Below are 15,018 nucleotides of genomic sequence, written 5' to 3' on the forward strand. Positions count from 1 at the left end.
GGAGAGTCAAAATGCGAAGTGATGCACTCATTAAAGATGACATTCTGGAAGAAATTGATTTTGATCCAAAAGTCGAAGCAACAGACATTGGTGTCACTGTAAAAAATGGTGCCGTCACGCTTCATGGGACTGTTCAGAGCTATTTCGAGGAACTGGATGTTATCAAAGCGGCGAAACGCATCAAGGGTGTGCATACCGTGGTTGAAGAGATAAGGATCAAATACCTACCAGACCCACAAATCGGCGATACGGACATTGCCGAACATATCGCTCATCTGTGTGAGTGGAACACAACATTTCGGAGATACGACATCAAAGCCGAAGTGAAAAATGGATGTGTTACGTTGACCGGCGAGGTAGACTGGCAATACCAACGTGAGGATATCAGTGATCAGGTTTCGCGCTTGAGCGGCGTGACCGGTGTGGTGAATTTGATCGCCATGCGGCCGCACCTGTCAGAGGTGGATGTGAAGCGAAAGATTTCGCAGGCATTGCACCGTAGCGCTACAGCTGAAGCGTCAAAAATCGACGTAGACGTCGCCGATGGCATAGTCACCCTGAAGGGGCATGTGCACGCATGGTATGAGCGTAAGTTGGCAGAAGACGCAGCATGGTCTGCGCCGGGCGTCAAAAGAGTGATCGACCAAATTCGGATTAGTTGATCCGCATTTATCGACTTCGCCTGTTTGCTGCGACCCCGCTGTTGATATCAGGTCGCGGCTACCCTTTAGCCGAATAAGACATCCAGAAACATCATAACCACCACCCCCAGAACTAGGCCCGTTGTGGCACCCGTATGATGGCCGTGCCGGTGGGTTTCGGGAATGATTTCGTTGCTGATCACGTATATCATTGCCCCGGCTGCAAAGGTTAAGCCCAGTGGCAGGAAGAATTGCGATACGCTGAATGCTGCGACGCCAGCCAACCCCGCGACAGGTTCGACAAGCCCGGTAGCAGCGGCCACCAGAAAGGCATAGATTTTGCTGTATCCCTCGGACCGCAGGGCTAGCGCGACAGCCAATCCCTCGGGCGCGTTCTGTAATCCGATGCCAAGCGCGAGACTCGTCGCCGCACCTATGTCACCTCCAGCAAAACCAACCCCAACGGCCAGACCTTCGGGGACATTGTGCAACGTGATCGCAATGACAAATAGCCAGATTTTGCCAACAGCCTTGGCTTTTGGCCCTTCATAGCCCTTGATGAAATGTTGGTGAGGAACCGTTTTGTCTAGAAATTGGATGACGAAGGCGCCGAGAAGCACGCCGCCCGAAGCGATCAGGGCGGGGATTGCACCGGTGCCATACTGCTCGGCTGCAATGTCCAGTCCGGGGATTATCAGCGAAAAATAAGAGGCCGACAGCATGATCCCCGCCGCGAAGCCCAAGAACGCGTCATTCATCCTGCGCGAGACGGTCTGACCAATCAGGATTGGAAATGCCCCGACCGCAGTCATCAACCCTGCTCCGAGGCTACCTATGAAACCCAGGGCGATGATGTTCATATGTACACCTGAGAAAGCTTTGCCTGCAAAAATGAGTGACGTACTCTGTACCGGAATAAAAAGCCGTATGTAGCTGCCTCTGCATGGGCGATGATTGGCAATGCGACAAACCCATGCGATCCGATAAGAGCCATATGCTCGATAACAGTTCGAAAATTTCGATGTCGGCTGGAAGAAAAGAGCCGTCTATATGGTTCGTTTTTGCTCAGTCTAAGATCACACCCGGTCAATGCTTCTATCCCACAATTGCCGATAAAAGACATAGATACCTTGTTGGAAACCGGCAGCATTGATGCGTGTCAAAGCAGGCTCGCGCCGCTATCAGCGCGCTGTTGTTACTATTTTGGAAGGGAGATGCAGTTCAAAGGGCTGAACCCTCTGCGCCCTGATCCTGACTTTGCCTACGATGTGTCAGACCTCCTATCTGCGCAGGCTCGATGGCTTCGTGGTAAGGTACGGCCCTCATGATTACTCGCTTGGATTGACAAAACTCAATTCGGTGGGGCTGAGGGGACGTAGCTTTGAAGCTATGGAACATATGGCTCATCAGTTTATTGACCGTGCTGCTGCGGGGCGGCAACTGGCCGAGGCTTTGGCGGCGCTAGAGCTTGAACAGCCGCTCATCTATGCGCTGCCGCGTGGTGGCGTTCCTGTCGCTGTCGAAGTTGCAACGTCGCTTCATGCGCCGCTTGATCTGCTTCTTGTGCGCAAAATCGGCGCCCTACGAAATCCAGAAGTTGCCCTGGGCGCGATCGTCGAAGGCGCCACTCAGGAAATTGTCATCAACAAAAGTGTGATGCACTTAATCGGCGCTGACGATGATGACATCGCAAGCGCGGTAGACAAACAAAGAATCGAACTTGAACGGCGGAAGAAGCTATATCTTGGTGATCGGTCAAGGCCCGATCCAAAGGGGCGAACCGTGGTTGTTGTCGATGACGGCCTTGCCACTGGTGCGACCATGAAGGCAGCTTTGACAGGATTGAAACGCAGCAACCCAAAACGGATCGTCGTGGCCCTTCCGGTTGCGCCAAAAGCGGCCCTAGAAGAAATATCTGTCCTTTGCGATGATATTATCTGTCTACATCCAGCCACCAAATTCAACAGTGTCGGTAGCTTTTACCTAGATTTCCACCAATTGACTGACGCCGAAACAATGGCTTGGTTGGAACAAGCTATGGCTTGCCCTGATGCAGGCACACCTGTGGCTACGGCGAAACCACACAAGCGACAGGTGTCCATTCCACCCGTCGGCCTAACTGGCGATCTGACAGTCCCGCCGAACCCTAAAGGCATTGTTCTGTTTGCCCATGGCAGCGGCTCCGGCCGTCTCAGTCCACGCAATACTTATGTGGCTGAAAAGCTTAATGCTGAAGGTTTTGCAACGCTCCTGTTCGATTTGCTCACACCCGAAGAAGGGCAGGATCGCCGCAATGTATTCGATATCCCTTTGCTGGGTGATCGCTTGGTTGAAGCTTCGATCTGGATCACGTCAGAACCTGACCTAGAAGATTTGCCGCTTGGCCTTTTTGGTGCGAGCACGGGCACAGGAGCGGCTCTTGCCGCTGCGGCGGAACTTAAAGACCGGATTTCAGCTGTTGTGTCTCGCGGCGGGCGGCCGGACTTGGCGATGGCTTTCCTACCTCAGGTCAGCAGCCCCACGCTTTTGGTGATCGGTAGTCTGGACCACGAAGTCATAGGGTTGAACAGGCTTGCTCTGGCAGAGCTGACATGCACCAAGAAACTTGAGATTGTTACGGGCGCTGGGCACCTCTTTGAAGAACCGGGCGCATTGGATAGTGCCACTCTCCATGCTGCAAATTGGTTCAAAAAATACCTTCGTCACAACAACCCGACGCAAAAGCCAACCGTATCAAGCGAAACAGCAGTCACGGCGCCTTCCATCCTGAGAACAGCGGCTGAACCTCTTCCGTCGATTTCCGACCCTGATTTCGCCAAAGCATTTGACAGATTTGGGTCAAAGCGGGTCGTGCTTCTGGGGGAAGCTTCTCATGGAACTTCGGAGTTTTACCGCGCCCGAGCCGCGATTACCCGACGATTGATCGAAGAACACGGCTTTTCCATCGTTGCCGTAGAAGCGGACTGGCCGGATGCCGCAGCCGTCAATAACTACATCCAGCACCGCCCGCAAATGACGATGCGACCGGCCCCTTTTTCGCGCTTTCCCACATGGATGTGGCGCAACGTCGAGTTTGATGCATTCACGCGATATTTGCATCAGTTTAATGGTGCACAGAACAGCAGTGAACGCGTCGCGTTCTACGGGCTTGATCTTTACAACATGAATGCGTCAATTGCAGCGGTTCTGTCGTATCTTGACTGCGTAGATCAATCCGCAGCCGAAGTTGCCCGATCCCGCTATGCGTGCCTGTCGGCTTGGTCACATAACCCCGCAGCGTATGGACGTGCGGCTCTTTCGCCGGGGTTCTCGGAGTGCGAAAAACCAGTGACGCAAATCCTGCTGGACCTTCTCAAACAGCAGCTGGAGTATTCTCTGAAGGATGGTGACAAGTTCTTTGATGCTGCCCAAAACGCACGGCTGGTTGCCAATGCGGAACGTTATTACCGGATAATGTACTACGGTTCACAATTGTCTTGGAATTTGCGCGATCAACATATGTTCCAGACATTGCAGCAGATCATGGCACATGCGGGACAAGACAAAAAAGTCGTGGTCTGGGCGCATAATTCTCACATAGGGGATGCGCGCCATACCGATATGGGCCGCACTCGTGGCGAGCTGAACATCGGACAGCTTTGTCGCGAGGCATATGGTGATACGGCTGCCCTGATCGGATTTGGAACTGCATCGGGCACGGTTGCCGCAGCGTCAGAATGGGACGAGCCGATGGAGACAAAAGACATCCGCCCGCCTCGCATAGAAAGCTGCGAAGCGATGTGCCACAGCGTCGACCTTGAACAGTTTCTATGGGATTTCAAAGAAGAGAAGTCACCGGACTTCTTAAAGCTCATGAACCAACAACTTTTGCAGCGGTATATCGGTGTCATTTATCGGCCAGAAACTGAACGGTCGAGCCATTACAGTTATGCCAATCTGGTGGATCAATATGACGCTTTCGTCTGGTTTGACAAAACGCGTGCTGTGACCGCGTTGCCCACATTATCCAACACAGCAGAAGACGAAACGTATCCGTTTGGTTTGTGACGTGATGAAGGTGGATTTGTCTTTTAGGGCTCGGCCAAAGCCTTACGCGAAGTTTCTGATCGTCGGGTAGCCGCTATCCCAATCGGGTTCTCCGGATGGTGTGAATACTGGTGCTGGCCATGCTGCGGCCACCCTGCTCGCAACCAAATCGGAGCCAGTCATAGCGTAGCCATGGAGGGCTGATCCAGATATGTGCGCTCCGGCCCCATTCTTCTGCATTCAGAATATCAATTCATGCTCATTCATGAAGCTTTCCCATGAACCGTGATCACTTTACAGGCTGACTTTCCCTGATGGCACCAGATCCTCTCCATATCGCGCGCGTTTCAGTAGGTCGGCCAGACCATCAGTGCTGCTTGGGTCTGGCCGACGCGAAAAGTAAGGCAACTGTGCAGAAGTCTACTTGCTGAACAGGACAGGTACCTTGTGGTCTTTCAGGAGGCTAAAGGTCGTCGCGCCGATAACAAAGTCGAACGCTTTTGAGTGCCCGAACGCGCCTGTGACAATCATGTCGGCCCCTTTTTCAAAGGCAACTGTATTCAGTACCTGTGCGATCCCATCCCCCACGATATCCCGATATTCCAATGTGGGCTTTAATCCATGTCGCGACAGCATTTCTGTGACGTCAATGGCATCAGAGTCGTGGAGAACCTCTTGAGAAGCGCTTTGCACACGTAAAACTGTCAGTTCGGCGCCTTCATCGGCAATGCATAGCATATCATGCGCGGCGCGTGTGGCTTCCCGAGTGTCGCTCCAGCCCAATAGAATGTTTTTGCCTATCTCGGGTCCCTCATAGTCATGTGGCACGACAAGAACAGGACGCCCGCTTTCGCGAATAACCTGCGCCTGTGCGCGGCGTTGATCGAAGCGATCGCTGTTTTTGTCTTCCTGGGCCATAATAACCAGATCCGCGCCGCGCGCGCTTTCGATCATACGCTCAACTGCGGAAGAAGACTCTGCCTTAACAAGTCGGAACTCACTGACGAAATCTTCGTTTCGGGTATGGTTGGAAAAAATGGTCGAGATGGCTTCGGCGGACTTCTTTTGGCTTTCATCAAACGCGACAAAGGTTTCCGGAGGTACATGTATGGCAATGCCGGGATAAACGACCAACGCCTCTAGTGTGTGTAGGCCAATTAAGTGGGCGTTATATTTGCGCGCGAGTGGAACAGCGACTGATAGAAGTGTTCCGGCGTGCTCCGGTGTCGTCAGGCAAATCAGAATAGTCTTGGGTCTCATAGTGACGCTCCTTTGAAGGTATTCTGCCCAATCGCGGTTGACCGAACAGACTTTCCCGCCTTGCCCATTTCCGCTTCTGTGCTCCTTTCCGTTTAGCGAAATGCGGGGCCATTCGATTGACCCGCGTCAATCGAACCGTGCTTTCCTGTTGTATTTGTATCGACGTCAGACAGTTGAAAGGAGCGGCCAAATGTTCAGGATCACGCAGGTTGTGACCTTCATGTTCACTGCGTTGCTATGCTTGGTTAGCGCGTCGTTGGCCGAAACTAATTTGGTCACGCTCGGAAGTGATACCTATGTCTCCGGAGAGCAGATTAACGAAACGGTCCAGTCAAGCGGTGACATGTTCCTTGCTGCCCGCACCATCGAAGCAACGGGTGCAGTTGGTGCGGATTTGCACGCCACAGGTCTGGATGTTTCCGTAAGCACTGCGACAGCCGAAGATCTATATGCAGTCGGTGCCAACGTGCTGATCCGCAGCACAGTTGGGCACGATCTCACGGCCGCCGGTTTTTCGGTGCGCACAACGCCTTCATCCGCAACGCAAGGCAACGCAAGATTGTTTGGAAACTCCGTCACTGTCGAAGGTGCTGTCGATGGTACCTTGATGGTGGCCGGGCAAGACGTGATTTTGAATTCAGTGGTCATAGGAGATGCCCGAATTTCGGCAAAAACATTGTCCTTTGGCCCTGATGCACAAATCAACGGGACGTTGACCTTATCATTGAAGGATAAAATTGCGGTTCCTGCGCGGGTGGCGCAAAGCGAACGGGTCGTATTCAAGGCCCGAACCGCAGGTGATGCATGGGCCGAATGGGAGGCTGTCAGAAAAGAGATGCCGGTCTTTCCGACCTTTGCATCCATTCTGTTTGGCTTTGTTCTATCGCTGTTATTCTTCTTGGTGCTTGGCGCGCTGATGTTGGGGTTCATGCCCAAGCGCCTTTCACGGTTGCGTCGCAGTATTTCAGACTCCATGGGCAAGACAATCGTGCTTGGTGTAATTGGTCTGTCGATCTTGTTTGGCCTAGTTCCAATCACGGCGCTCACTGTGATCGGACTGCCGTTTGTACCGATTGTGTTGCTTATAATCATCGTGGCTTGGACCTTTGGGTACGCCTTGGGTACCTACGGTGTGGCGATGCGGATTTGGCAGGGCTTTGGCGGCCCAGATGATCCAAGCGCGATCTCGCGGCTGGTCGTGTTTGGGGCTGCTCTTATCGTGGTCGGCCTGCTGAACTTCATCCCGTTCGTCGGTTGGGGCGTTAATTATACGCTCGTCTTGCTGGGCGTTGGTGCGATGACGCGCGCGATGTTCGAAAGGCTGAGCAGCAACCCTGATATCGCCCTGAATGTCGACATGAAACCTAACGAAGACTGAACCTGAAAAAGGAGAACGACAATGACGGCTCAAGGATTGGAAGTGATCGATCATAGTGTCCATTTGACCCATGAGTGGATCAATGAGCTTGCTGGTCGGCTTGACTGGTCTTCGAAACGCAGCGCTTTGCGCCTATTGCGTGTCACTTTGCACCACATCCGCGATCATTTGCATGTGGATGAACTGGCCCAGTTTTCAGCGCAATTGCCGATACTTATTCGAGGGTTCTTTTTTGAAGAATGGGTGCCCAAAACAACGCCGATCAAGGAGCGACACGCTGCTGACTTTGTTGCATACATTAATGGTCTTATGAACGAATGCGAAGAATACAGGGGGCGCGAAGACATCAAATGCGTCTTTGATCTGCTCAATGCGCGCATCAGCAGAGGGGAAATCGAAAATGTCCGTTCGGTCATGTCGGAAGATATACGATCGCTCTGGACCGTTCCTTAAGGGATCGCAAAGCTAAATCTGACCCAACATGACCTCTGTTTCGAACGGGTGGCTGGTTTAGTCCTGAAGGGACAAATCCAGAAGCATCTCGGGATTGGGGATAATAATTGTTTGAATGTTTTCGATCTCGATAACCTTGCTCATCCGCAATTGGGTAAAGGTCCGGCTAACAGTTTCAGTTGCAAGGCCAAGGAAATCGGCAATGTCGGCACGGCTCATCGGCAGATGGATTTCATAACCTGAATCCAGTTTCTTACCCACCCGCTCTGACAGGACATAAAGGAAAGATGTCAGCCTTTCAGTGGCGGATTTCCGGCCAAGCATCATGAAGTGGTCCTGCATTGAACAGATTTCATGCAGTGCGGACTGTAGCAGGGCGCGGTGCATAGTCGGGTCATCACGCCCGCTTTCCAGATGGGCCCGCCGGATTGGTTGTAGGCGCGCTATGGTCAGGCTTTCGCAGTCGGTGTGATGCAGGCCGTCCGCCGGAAAACCGATGATGTCCCCGGGATAACCAAAAGATATGACTTGCCTGCGCCCGTTTTCGAGCATGCGGGTCAGACGAATGACACCGCTTTTGATCAGGTATAGCCACTCAACCTCGTCGCCTTCAAAAAAGAGCCAGTCTCCGGGCTTTAGCCGGGCTTCGCGTGCTTTGGCACGATTGTTGGAAAACGCTGAAACAGGATTTTCGGACAAATGGTCCGTGGGGTGTGTGACGTACATTTGGCGATACTCCAGGTTGATATTGAGATCACCTTGAGAGTTCGATGTAATGTGGGTTACTGTGGCTAAGTATAGTTTTGTATCAAATTGTAATCGCGGCGCAGTATCGAGTAAGGGGCGGGCCTCCGGCACGTAATTCTCAAATCATTTCAATGAGGATACTATGAAAGCTCAGACAATTCTGGTCGTTGACGATGACCCCAAAATCAGGGCCGTCTTGCGGAATGTACTGGAGGATGACGGATTTTTGGTGGTCGAAGCGAAAGACGCAGCCGAAACTTTCGACAGATTCGAGAATCAGCGCGTTAGCCTCATCACCCTGGACGTACATCTGGGAAAGGATAACGGGGTTGCGCTCGCACGCGAGATCAGGCGCATTTCCCAAGTGCCTATCATCATGGTGACGGGAAAAAACGATACGATCGACTGCGTTGTGGGCCTTGAGGTCGGAGCAGATGATTATATCACAAAACCATTTCACATCCGCGAAGTCACAGCCCGTATCAGAAGTGTTTTGCGCCGCAGTGAAAGCAACGCGGCACCGGCATTCTCGGACCCGTTCAAAGCGGAGGCATCCCATAGAGAGGGTAGCCCGAAATACTGTTTCGACGGTATGATTGTAGACCCTGATAGTCTTGAAATACTTGATAGAGACGACAAGGATATCGGTTTGACCAGCGGTGATTTCAAACTGCTTATGGCATTCTTGGAACGCCCGAAGCGCGTCTTGTCGCGGGATCAGCTGATGGACCTGACGGGGGGAACCGAGTGGAATGCGTTGGATCGTACAATCGACAATCAGGTTGCCCGACTGCGCAAGAAAATTGAACGGGATCCTTCAGCCCCGAAGTTGATCAAGACTGTCCGCGGCGTTGGATATACGCTTTCTTGCGATGTGAAGACGCTTGATCAGTCTGCTTTGCCTTCTAGGCGAACTTAGGAACGCATCGGTTCAAGGTGCAGATCAGTGAGCAATCATGATCAGCTAAAGGCTTCAGTACCGGGGGCCCTGAACTCTCGTTTCCAAATTGTCCTGTTAGGTTTTGACGTGCTTTACGGGTGCATAAACCGGTTGCTGTAGCTGATCATGAATAGCCAGATGTCGGATTAAATCAGAGAAAGTGACCACGCCGACCAGTTTATGGTTCGACAGGACCAAAAACTTGCGCTGCCCAGTTTTCGAGATGGTTTCGAAAAGGTCCTTTATCAGGGTGCTCTCATCAATGGTGGACGAACTTCCCAAGTTAACAAAGACATCATCGACCCGTATAGATTTCCAGTTTTCACGTTCAATCCCCGCCAGAATGGACAGGTCTACCTGACCAAGAAGTACATCGCCTTCGACAACTGGAACAAAGGTCAAACGTTTCTCCAGGATGATGTCATCCGCCAGCTCAGAAATGGTCATCTCAGGGCTTGCTGTAACGGGGTCATGCGTCATCAGCGCTTTGACTGTCTGGTCACCAAAAGCAACCTTAGCGAGCTCTTGGGAGTAGCTGGCACGGGCGGCCAACAAAACAAACCCGCCTATTATTAGTTGCCAAAGTCCGGCAACTATCGCGCCTTGCCACAGCACTAGGATGCCCAAACCCATCAAGGAATACGCGAGAAATGTGCCTGCTTGCGTGGCGATGCGGGTAGCAGAGAGGGCATTGCCAGATCGCGCCCACAACGCTGCGCGTAGAATCCGCCCACCATCAAGTGGAAAGGCCGGCAGCAGATTGAATATAGCAAGCACAAGATTGATGGTCGAAAGGTAAGAGGCGATTTCGATGAATGCGATGGGCAGGCCAAGCACTGCGGCAAGATATTCCAGTACCCAAAAGCCTGCGGCAAGGCAAAGCGACATCAGGGGGCCTGCTGCTGCTATCTGGATTTCTGCGCGCGCCGACGGAGGATCAGATTCAAGCTCGGCCACGCCTCCAAACAGGAAAAGCGTTATGCTCTTGATTTGAACGCCAAGACGACGCGCAGCAATGGAATGCGCCAGCTCATGCAATAGCAGAGAAGCAAACAGACCCAGCATCGCGATGACGGCGACTATGAAGTAGATAAGGGGGCTCGCGTTGGGCATCACACTTGGAAAGAACTCGCGTGATAAGGTCCAAGTTATGAGCGCAGCAATGATCAGCCAGCTTGGATCGACTTTTATGTCGAACCGATTAAACGTGAATATTTTGATCGCGTTAGAAAACATGGCACTCTCATTTTTAAGAGAATATTACCGAGCGTTGAAGCTGCCCGAGTGACATGGATCAATCGTGATCCGCTAGGATGACAAAACCTGTCATCTAGCACTAGGTGTGTTGCATAAATACCTATATTTTCTTGCGCCAATCGCTGTGCTGCATTGAGAATTGTCAATGGAAGTCGGGATAAACAGCCTAGGTTCAACCGGTAACTGCACAAGCCGGAGAGGCCGAAAAATGACCACCAAATCAGAGACACCAAATCCGACACCCAGTAAAAGCAGCGACCCTTTTGGCATGTTCGGCAAAGTTCAGGAAACTTTGCTCGGTAACATGATTGAAATGAGCGCTGCCTGGACTGAAATGATCAATGACATGCGTGCAGAAGTCTCAAGCTTCGTTGTGGACCGGATTAGAGAAGACGTGAAAACGCAGCAGGATATCATGAATTGTAAAACCATCGCTGACGTGCAGCGCGTTCAGGGTGAATTCATGGAGAAGGCGATGAAGCAATATCAGGCCGAGACCCATAAACTGCTTGCGATTGGCAAGGCGTCCCAAGCTTCGATAAGCGATGGCAAAACGAACTAGAGTCATTCGAACATCTGACCTGCCAGCGCTATGCTAACGATCTTCCCGCATTTTTGAGTGGGCTGAGCTATTTCTTGTCGTCGACCTATTCTGGTGAAATCGGCAGTCTATCAACTGGTTCAAAAACCAATGCGACGGCGTGTTTTCCCTTTTCAGGGCCATTTCTTATTTGGTCATGGTTGCCTCCGTTCTACCAACGGGACCCCCGCGCTGATTTTATCGCTGGGGTGTGTGACGACTTTTTCGCCTTCGGTCAGGTTGGCCAGCACCTCTACCATTCTGTCATTGCGGCGGCCCAAGCTTACGACGCGCAGTTCCGCGATGCCGTCTTGCAGCAGGAAAACAGCCCATTCAGGCCCTTTGCGGAACGCGGCGCTGAGTGGGACTTGTAAGACATCATCCGCGCGCCATTCGACAATTCGCAGGAATACAGAAAACCCGTCATTGAGGTTTGCACGTGCATCGCTTTCGCTTGTCAGGGTGAAATAAGCATCGACGCGCTGTTCTTCGATGCCGAGCGCTGAAACCTTGGTTCGGGCCTGCGGGTATATCCGGTCCAGCTTTGCTTCAAGCACGGCATCGCCTCCCCAGCGTTCAACATAGGCAAGCGCATCAGAGGGCAGCCGGACCGCGTCATTGGACAAGATGTCGGCGACGAGCTCCAGTTTTTCGGGGTCGCCTATACTCAAAAGCGGCGTACCGGCTGTGACAGGCCGTTCGCTTATGGCGGCAACTGAAAGCACGATGCCGTCGGCGGGGGACTTTATTTCAACGCAACAGTCATTTTGTGCCAACCGCCCATCGGTGGGTAACAGCAGGTTGGCGCGCGCGCGTTGAATTTTGCCATCAGCCATATCTATGCGGGCTTGAGCGGCTTCAATCGCCGCATCTGCTACGGCAAGCTGTTGGCTGGCATCCTCCAGTCGTGTGACTGATGCCACACCACGTTCCACCATCGTTCGCGTCCGTTCAAATTGTGACCGTGCGTAGGTGCTGGTTTCTTGCGCCTGTTTCAGATCCGCCTCGGCGACGACCCGCGCGGCCATTGCTTCGTCCAAAGCGGCTTCGGCCTGAAGCTGCGACCGTGCGTCCAGAAGGACCGATGATGAAGGGCGCAAGATTGCAACGATTGTTTCACCGGCGAAGACGGTATCCCCTTCATGCACTGGTGATCGCATTGCTGTTCCTGAAATCGGTGCGGCGACTTCGTACAAATCGCGCACTTTGGTTTGGCCGTCAGCATTGATCGTGACTTCAAGTGGGCCGCGCGAAACTGTGGCAACGTCAACCGGCACAGGTTGCGTGCGAAAACTGACATATGTCAGCCCTGTAATCAGGGCGATGCCAAGTAAGATCAAGGATATCGTGCGTGTTGAATGTGTCATTGTCACTCCCGTGTCTTCATGGCCGACACCAAATCCAGCCGATCCAGTCTACGTTGCACGATCAGCAGCGATAAAGCTGATGCGATCAGAACCACAAGGCTGGCTTTCGTGAAAGTCGCCGGCTTTAAAATCAAAGGTATCGCGTACAGATCACTGGTGAAGGCATTGGTCATCAGCTGCGCGATCCATGATCCGATTAGCCAGCCAAACGGTTGTGCAATTACCGCGATCAACATCATTTCGCCCATCAGAATATAGGATACTTCGCCCCGTCCAAACCCGAGAATGCGTAGGCTTGCCAGTTCTCTGGCCCGCTCCGACAGCTGTATGCGCGCCGCGTTGTAAGTGACGCCAATTGTGATCAACACAGCAATCACGACGTAAATGGTGTTCATGACAAAGACGTTCTGCTCAATGGTAGCTTGAAATGATCTGCGGTTCTCGGTCATTTCCGCTAATCCCGCGATGCGCGGGGTGTTCTTGATCGCCGCGTGCAGGGCATTTGTCTGGCTTTTGTCCAGCGTGATGTTCGCGGCTGATATACGCGGGGCCTGACGAAAGAGCGCGTTCATATACTCAAAATCCATGTAAGCGCCCAAGCCAAAGTGCAACTCGACTATCATTGTCACACCAACCTGAACGGTTTCACGCCTGCCGCTCAGGAATTCGACTTGGATCTGTTCACCTACCTGTGCGCCCAGCTGCTCCGCGAGCCTTTCTGAAAGAACGATGCCGCCCGCTGGGGTATCCACTGTGTTGCCATCCGTATCCAGAATGCGGCTTAGGTTACTGTCAGGGTGGCGCGATTCAATCGTCACGCGTTTTTCCAGATGACCATTGCGCAATTTGGCTGCATGAAACTGTTGGCCTTCAGCTTGCAACACCCCGGGCAGGTTTCGCACATCTTCTAACGCAGCCTCGGGTAGGTCTTCAGCAAACAGCAGCATCGCGTCTTGTCGGTTTGTCTGGTGAAAGGCGAAATCGATAATTTCGTCCAGCGCATCGCTGATGAAAGTTGCTGAAATGACGGACGCAACGGCCAGAGCAAGCCCAAGCGCAGTTAACGTGCTGCGCAATGGCCAGCGCAGCAGGGACCGCAGGATCATCACGGTCGATTGTGTTAGGCGCATGCGAGCCATGGCATCGTCCATGAATGTCCGCTTGAACCTAGGTGGGGACGGGGGTTGCATTGCGATTGCTGGTGCAAGAGTTGCTGCTTTTAGCGCGCCCTGCGCGGCCCCTAAGCTGGTCGTGGCAACGCCTGCCAGTCCGGCCACCGCATAAACCCAATAAGGAACCTGAAAGATCACATAAGGAAAATCAAAAAACTGGGCATATTGCCAAGCCGTTGCCCGTGCCAGTGCCGTGCCGGTAATCCAGCCAATCACAACACCTACCACCGCAACCAACGCGGCCAGCATCAGGTAATGCAGGCAAATTTCAGCGTTCGTATAGCCAACGGCCTTTAACAGGCCAATCTCGCTGCGTTCCAGCGTGATGATGCGGCTCATGACCATGCTGACCAGAAACCCCGAGATCGCAAAAAAGACAGGCGGTAGGACGATCGCCATCCCTTTGAGTTCTTTCAATTGCGCATCAAGGAAGGCATCTGACTGATGATTGGACCGACCATAGGCCGCCAAGCCCCCGTAGGGCGCTAGGAGTATATCAAGCCTGTCGATCACCGCATCCTGTTGGATGCCCGCGGCCAGTGAAAGCGACACATCGTTGAACGCGCCGTCCATATCAAAGACCGCAGCGACCGTACGTTCGGGCATCCAGATTATTCCGAAGGCCTCATTGTCGGGCATCAGTGCCCCCGGTCCGATGGTGTAAACAAATTCAGGCGACAATGCTGTTCCAACGATGACAAGTTCACGTTTCTGGCCGTTGATATTGGCCCCGAACGTGTCGTCCAATTGAAATTTGTTGGCTTCTGCGAAAGGTGCATTGACCAGGACTTCATCGCTCTTGAGTGGGTCTGGCAGGCGCCCCGAAACGAGAACGGGGACATTCAATAGGGGTTCGGACGATTCAGGGTATGAAATGATGTGGCCTACCGCCGTGCGCGTACTGCCAGCTATGTCGAGGATCGCGGCCCCTGATATGCGTGCTTCGACGCCGATTACCCCGTCGATACGCTCTATCTCTGGCAGCAAGGACAAGGGTACGCGTTTCGCCTGAGCGAAAACGTCTGCAAACCGGTTGCGCTCATAGTAGGCATCGCGCGTTTCGGACAACGCCTTATGCATCCCGACCGATGTCAAAAGAATAGCAACGCCACAGGCAAGGACGAGAGCAATCGCAACGGCCTGTAGTGAGAGCCGTCGAAAATCCCTAAGGAGTTTTTTGTTTATTGCTCGCATCCC

12 protein-coding genes are annotated in these 15,018 nt (G+C 52.8%); 6 read left to right on the plus strand and 6 right to left on the minus strand.

Annotation, left to right across the window (positions count from 1 at the left end; genetic code table 11):
- Window positions 1-11 precede the first annotated feature (11 nt).
- Complete coding sequence (locus K3757_RS01985) at window positions 12-662, plus strand: BON domain-containing protein (RefSeq protein ID WP_259998825.1); 651 nt, start codon at window positions 12-14, stop codon at window positions 660-662.
- Between the two features lie 65 nt (window positions 663-727).
- Here the strand turns inward: K3757_RS01985 and K3757_RS01990 are convergent, their stop codons facing one another.
- On the minus strand, window positions 728-1,501 hold the full coding sequence (locus tag K3757_RS01990) for a ZIP family metal transporter (protein WP_259998826.1): 774 nt from the start codon (window positions 1,499-1,501) through the stop codon (window positions 728-730).
- Window positions 1,502-2,039: 538 nt separating this feature from the next.
- Between K3757_RS01990 and K3757_RS01995 the strand changes: the two genes are divergently transcribed.
- Window positions 2,040-4,688 carry an erythromycin esterase family protein gene (locus K3757_RS01995; protein WP_259998828.1) on the plus strand — a complete coding sequence of 883 codons (2,649 nt, stop codon included), beginning with the start codon at window positions 2,040-2,042 and terminating at the stop codon, window positions 4,686-4,688.
- A gap of 399 nt (window positions 4,689-5,087) precedes the next feature.
- Here K3757_RS01995 and K3757_RS02000 read toward each other — a convergent pair whose 3' ends face one another.
- Window positions 5,088-5,927 (minus strand): universal stress protein, encoded by an 840-nt coding sequence (locus K3757_RS02000; protein WP_259998831.1) that lies wholly within the window; start codon window positions 5,925-5,927, stop codon window positions 5,088-5,090.
- A gap of 190 nt (window positions 5,928-6,117) precedes the next feature.
- Here K3757_RS02000 and K3757_RS02005 point away from each other — a divergent pair, with 190 nt between their 5' ends.
- Window positions 6,118-7,305, plus strand: coding sequence for a hypothetical protein (locus K3757_RS02005; protein WP_259998833.1), 1,188 nt, complete (start codon window positions 6,118-6,120; stop codon window positions 7,303-7,305).
- 21 nt (window positions 7,306-7,326) lie between these two features.
- The gene (locus tag K3757_RS02010; RefSeq protein WP_259998835.1) at window positions 7,327-7,758 is read left to right on the plus strand and encodes a DUF2267 domain-containing protein; all 432 of its coding nucleotides are present in this window, start codon (window positions 7,327-7,329) and stop codon (window positions 7,756-7,758) included.
- Window positions 7,759-7,815: 57 nt separating this feature from the next.
- Here the strand turns inward: K3757_RS02010 and K3757_RS02015 are convergent, their stop codons facing one another.
- Entirely contained in the window at window positions 7,816-8,484 is a 669-nt protein-coding gene (locus K3757_RS02015; RefSeq protein ID WP_259998837.1) for a helix-turn-helix domain-containing protein, read from the minus strand.
- A gap of 163 nt (window positions 8,485-8,647) precedes the next feature.
- Here K3757_RS02015 and K3757_RS02020 point away from each other — a divergent pair, with 163 nt between their 5' ends.
- Window positions 8,648-9,424 carry a response regulator gene (locus tag K3757_RS02020; protein ID WP_259998838.1) on the plus strand — a complete coding sequence of 259 codons (777 nt, stop codon included), beginning with the start codon at window positions 8,648-8,650 and terminating at the stop codon, window positions 9,422-9,424.
- A gap of 96 nt (window positions 9,425-9,520) precedes the next feature.
- Here K3757_RS02020 and K3757_RS02025 read toward each other — a convergent pair whose 3' ends face one another.
- Window positions 9,521-10,681, minus strand: a complete 1,161-nt coding sequence (locus K3757_RS02025) for a site-2 protease family protein (RefSeq protein ID WP_259998840.1) — start codon at window positions 10,679-10,681, stop codon at window positions 9,521-9,523.
- Window positions 10,682-10,910: 229 nt separating this feature from the next.
- Here K3757_RS02025 and K3757_RS02030 point away from each other — a divergent pair, with 229 nt between their 5' ends.
- Window positions 10,911-11,264 carry a phasin family protein gene (locus tag K3757_RS02030; protein ID WP_259998842.1) on the plus strand — a complete coding sequence of 118 codons (354 nt, stop codon included), beginning with the start codon at window positions 10,911-10,913 and terminating at the stop codon, window positions 11,262-11,264.
- Window positions 11,265-11,437: 173 nt separating this feature from the next.
- Here K3757_RS02030 and K3757_RS02035 read toward each other — a convergent pair whose 3' ends face one another.
- Window positions 11,438-12,649: an efflux RND transporter periplasmic adaptor subunit gene (locus K3757_RS02035; protein ID WP_259998844.1), complete on the minus strand. Its 1,212-nt coding sequence runs from the start codon at window positions 12,647-12,649 to the stop codon at window positions 11,438-11,440.
- A 2-nt stretch (window positions 12,650-12,651) separates the two neighbouring features.
- Window positions 12,652-15,015 (minus strand): FtsX-like permease family protein, encoded by a 2,364-nt coding sequence (locus K3757_RS02040; RefSeq protein WP_259998846.1) that lies wholly within the window; start codon window positions 15,013-15,015, stop codon window positions 12,652-12,654.
- Between the last annotated feature and the right edge of the window lie 3 nt (window positions 15,016-15,018).

This window comes from Sulfitobacter sp. S223 (assembly GCF_025143825.1).
Classification (GTDB): Bacteria; Pseudomonadota; Alphaproteobacteria; order Rhodobacterales; family Rhodobacteraceae; genus Sulfitobacter.

Bases quoted from the DNA above. Each gene is read 5' to 3' on its own strand.
- K3757_RS02000 (WP_259998831.1), bottom strand. From the start codon at position 5,927: ATGAGACCCAAGACTATTCTGATTTGCCTGACGACACCGGAGCACGCC.
- K3757_RS02030 (WP_259998842.1), top strand. From the start codon at position 10,911: ATGACCACCAAATCAGAGACACCAAATCCGACACCCAGTAAAAGCAGC.
- K3757_RS02005 (WP_259998833.1), top strand. From the start codon at position 6,118: ATGTTCAGGATCACGCAGGTTGTGACCTTCATGTTCACTGCGTTGCTA.
- K3757_RS02035 (WP_259998844.1), bottom strand. From the start codon at position 12,649: ATGACACATTCAACACGCACGATATCCTTGATCTTACTTGGCATCGCC.
- K3757_RS02010 (WP_259998835.1), top strand. From the start codon at position 7,327: ATGACGGCTCAAGGATTGGAAGTGATCGATCATAGTGTCCATTTGACC.
- K3757_RS02015 (WP_259998837.1), bottom strand. From the start codon at position 8,484: ATGTACGTCACACACCCCACGGACCATTTGTCCGAAAATCCTGTTTCA.
- K3757_RS01990 (WP_259998826.1), bottom strand. From the start codon at position 1,501: ATGAACATCATCGCCCTGGGTTTCATAGGTAGCCTCGGAGCAGGGTTG.
- K3757_RS02020 (WP_259998838.1), top strand. From the start codon at position 8,648: ATGAAAGCTCAGACAATTCTGGTCGTTGACGATGACCCCAAAATCAGG.
- K3757_RS01995 (WP_259998828.1), top strand. From the start codon at position 2,040: ATGGCTCATCAGTTTATTGACCGTGCTGCTGCGGGGCGGCAACTGGCC.
- K3757_RS01985 (WP_259998825.1), top strand. From the start codon at position 12: ATGCGAAGTGATGCACTCATTAAAGATGACATTCTGGAAGAAATTGAT.
- K3757_RS02025 (WP_259998840.1), bottom strand. From the start codon at position 10,681: ATGTTTTCTAACGCGATCAAAATATTCACGTTTAATCGGTTCGACATA.
- K3757_RS02040 (WP_259998846.1), bottom strand. From the start codon at position 15,015: ATGCGAGCAATAAACAAAAAACTCCTTAGGGATTTTCGACGGCTCTCA.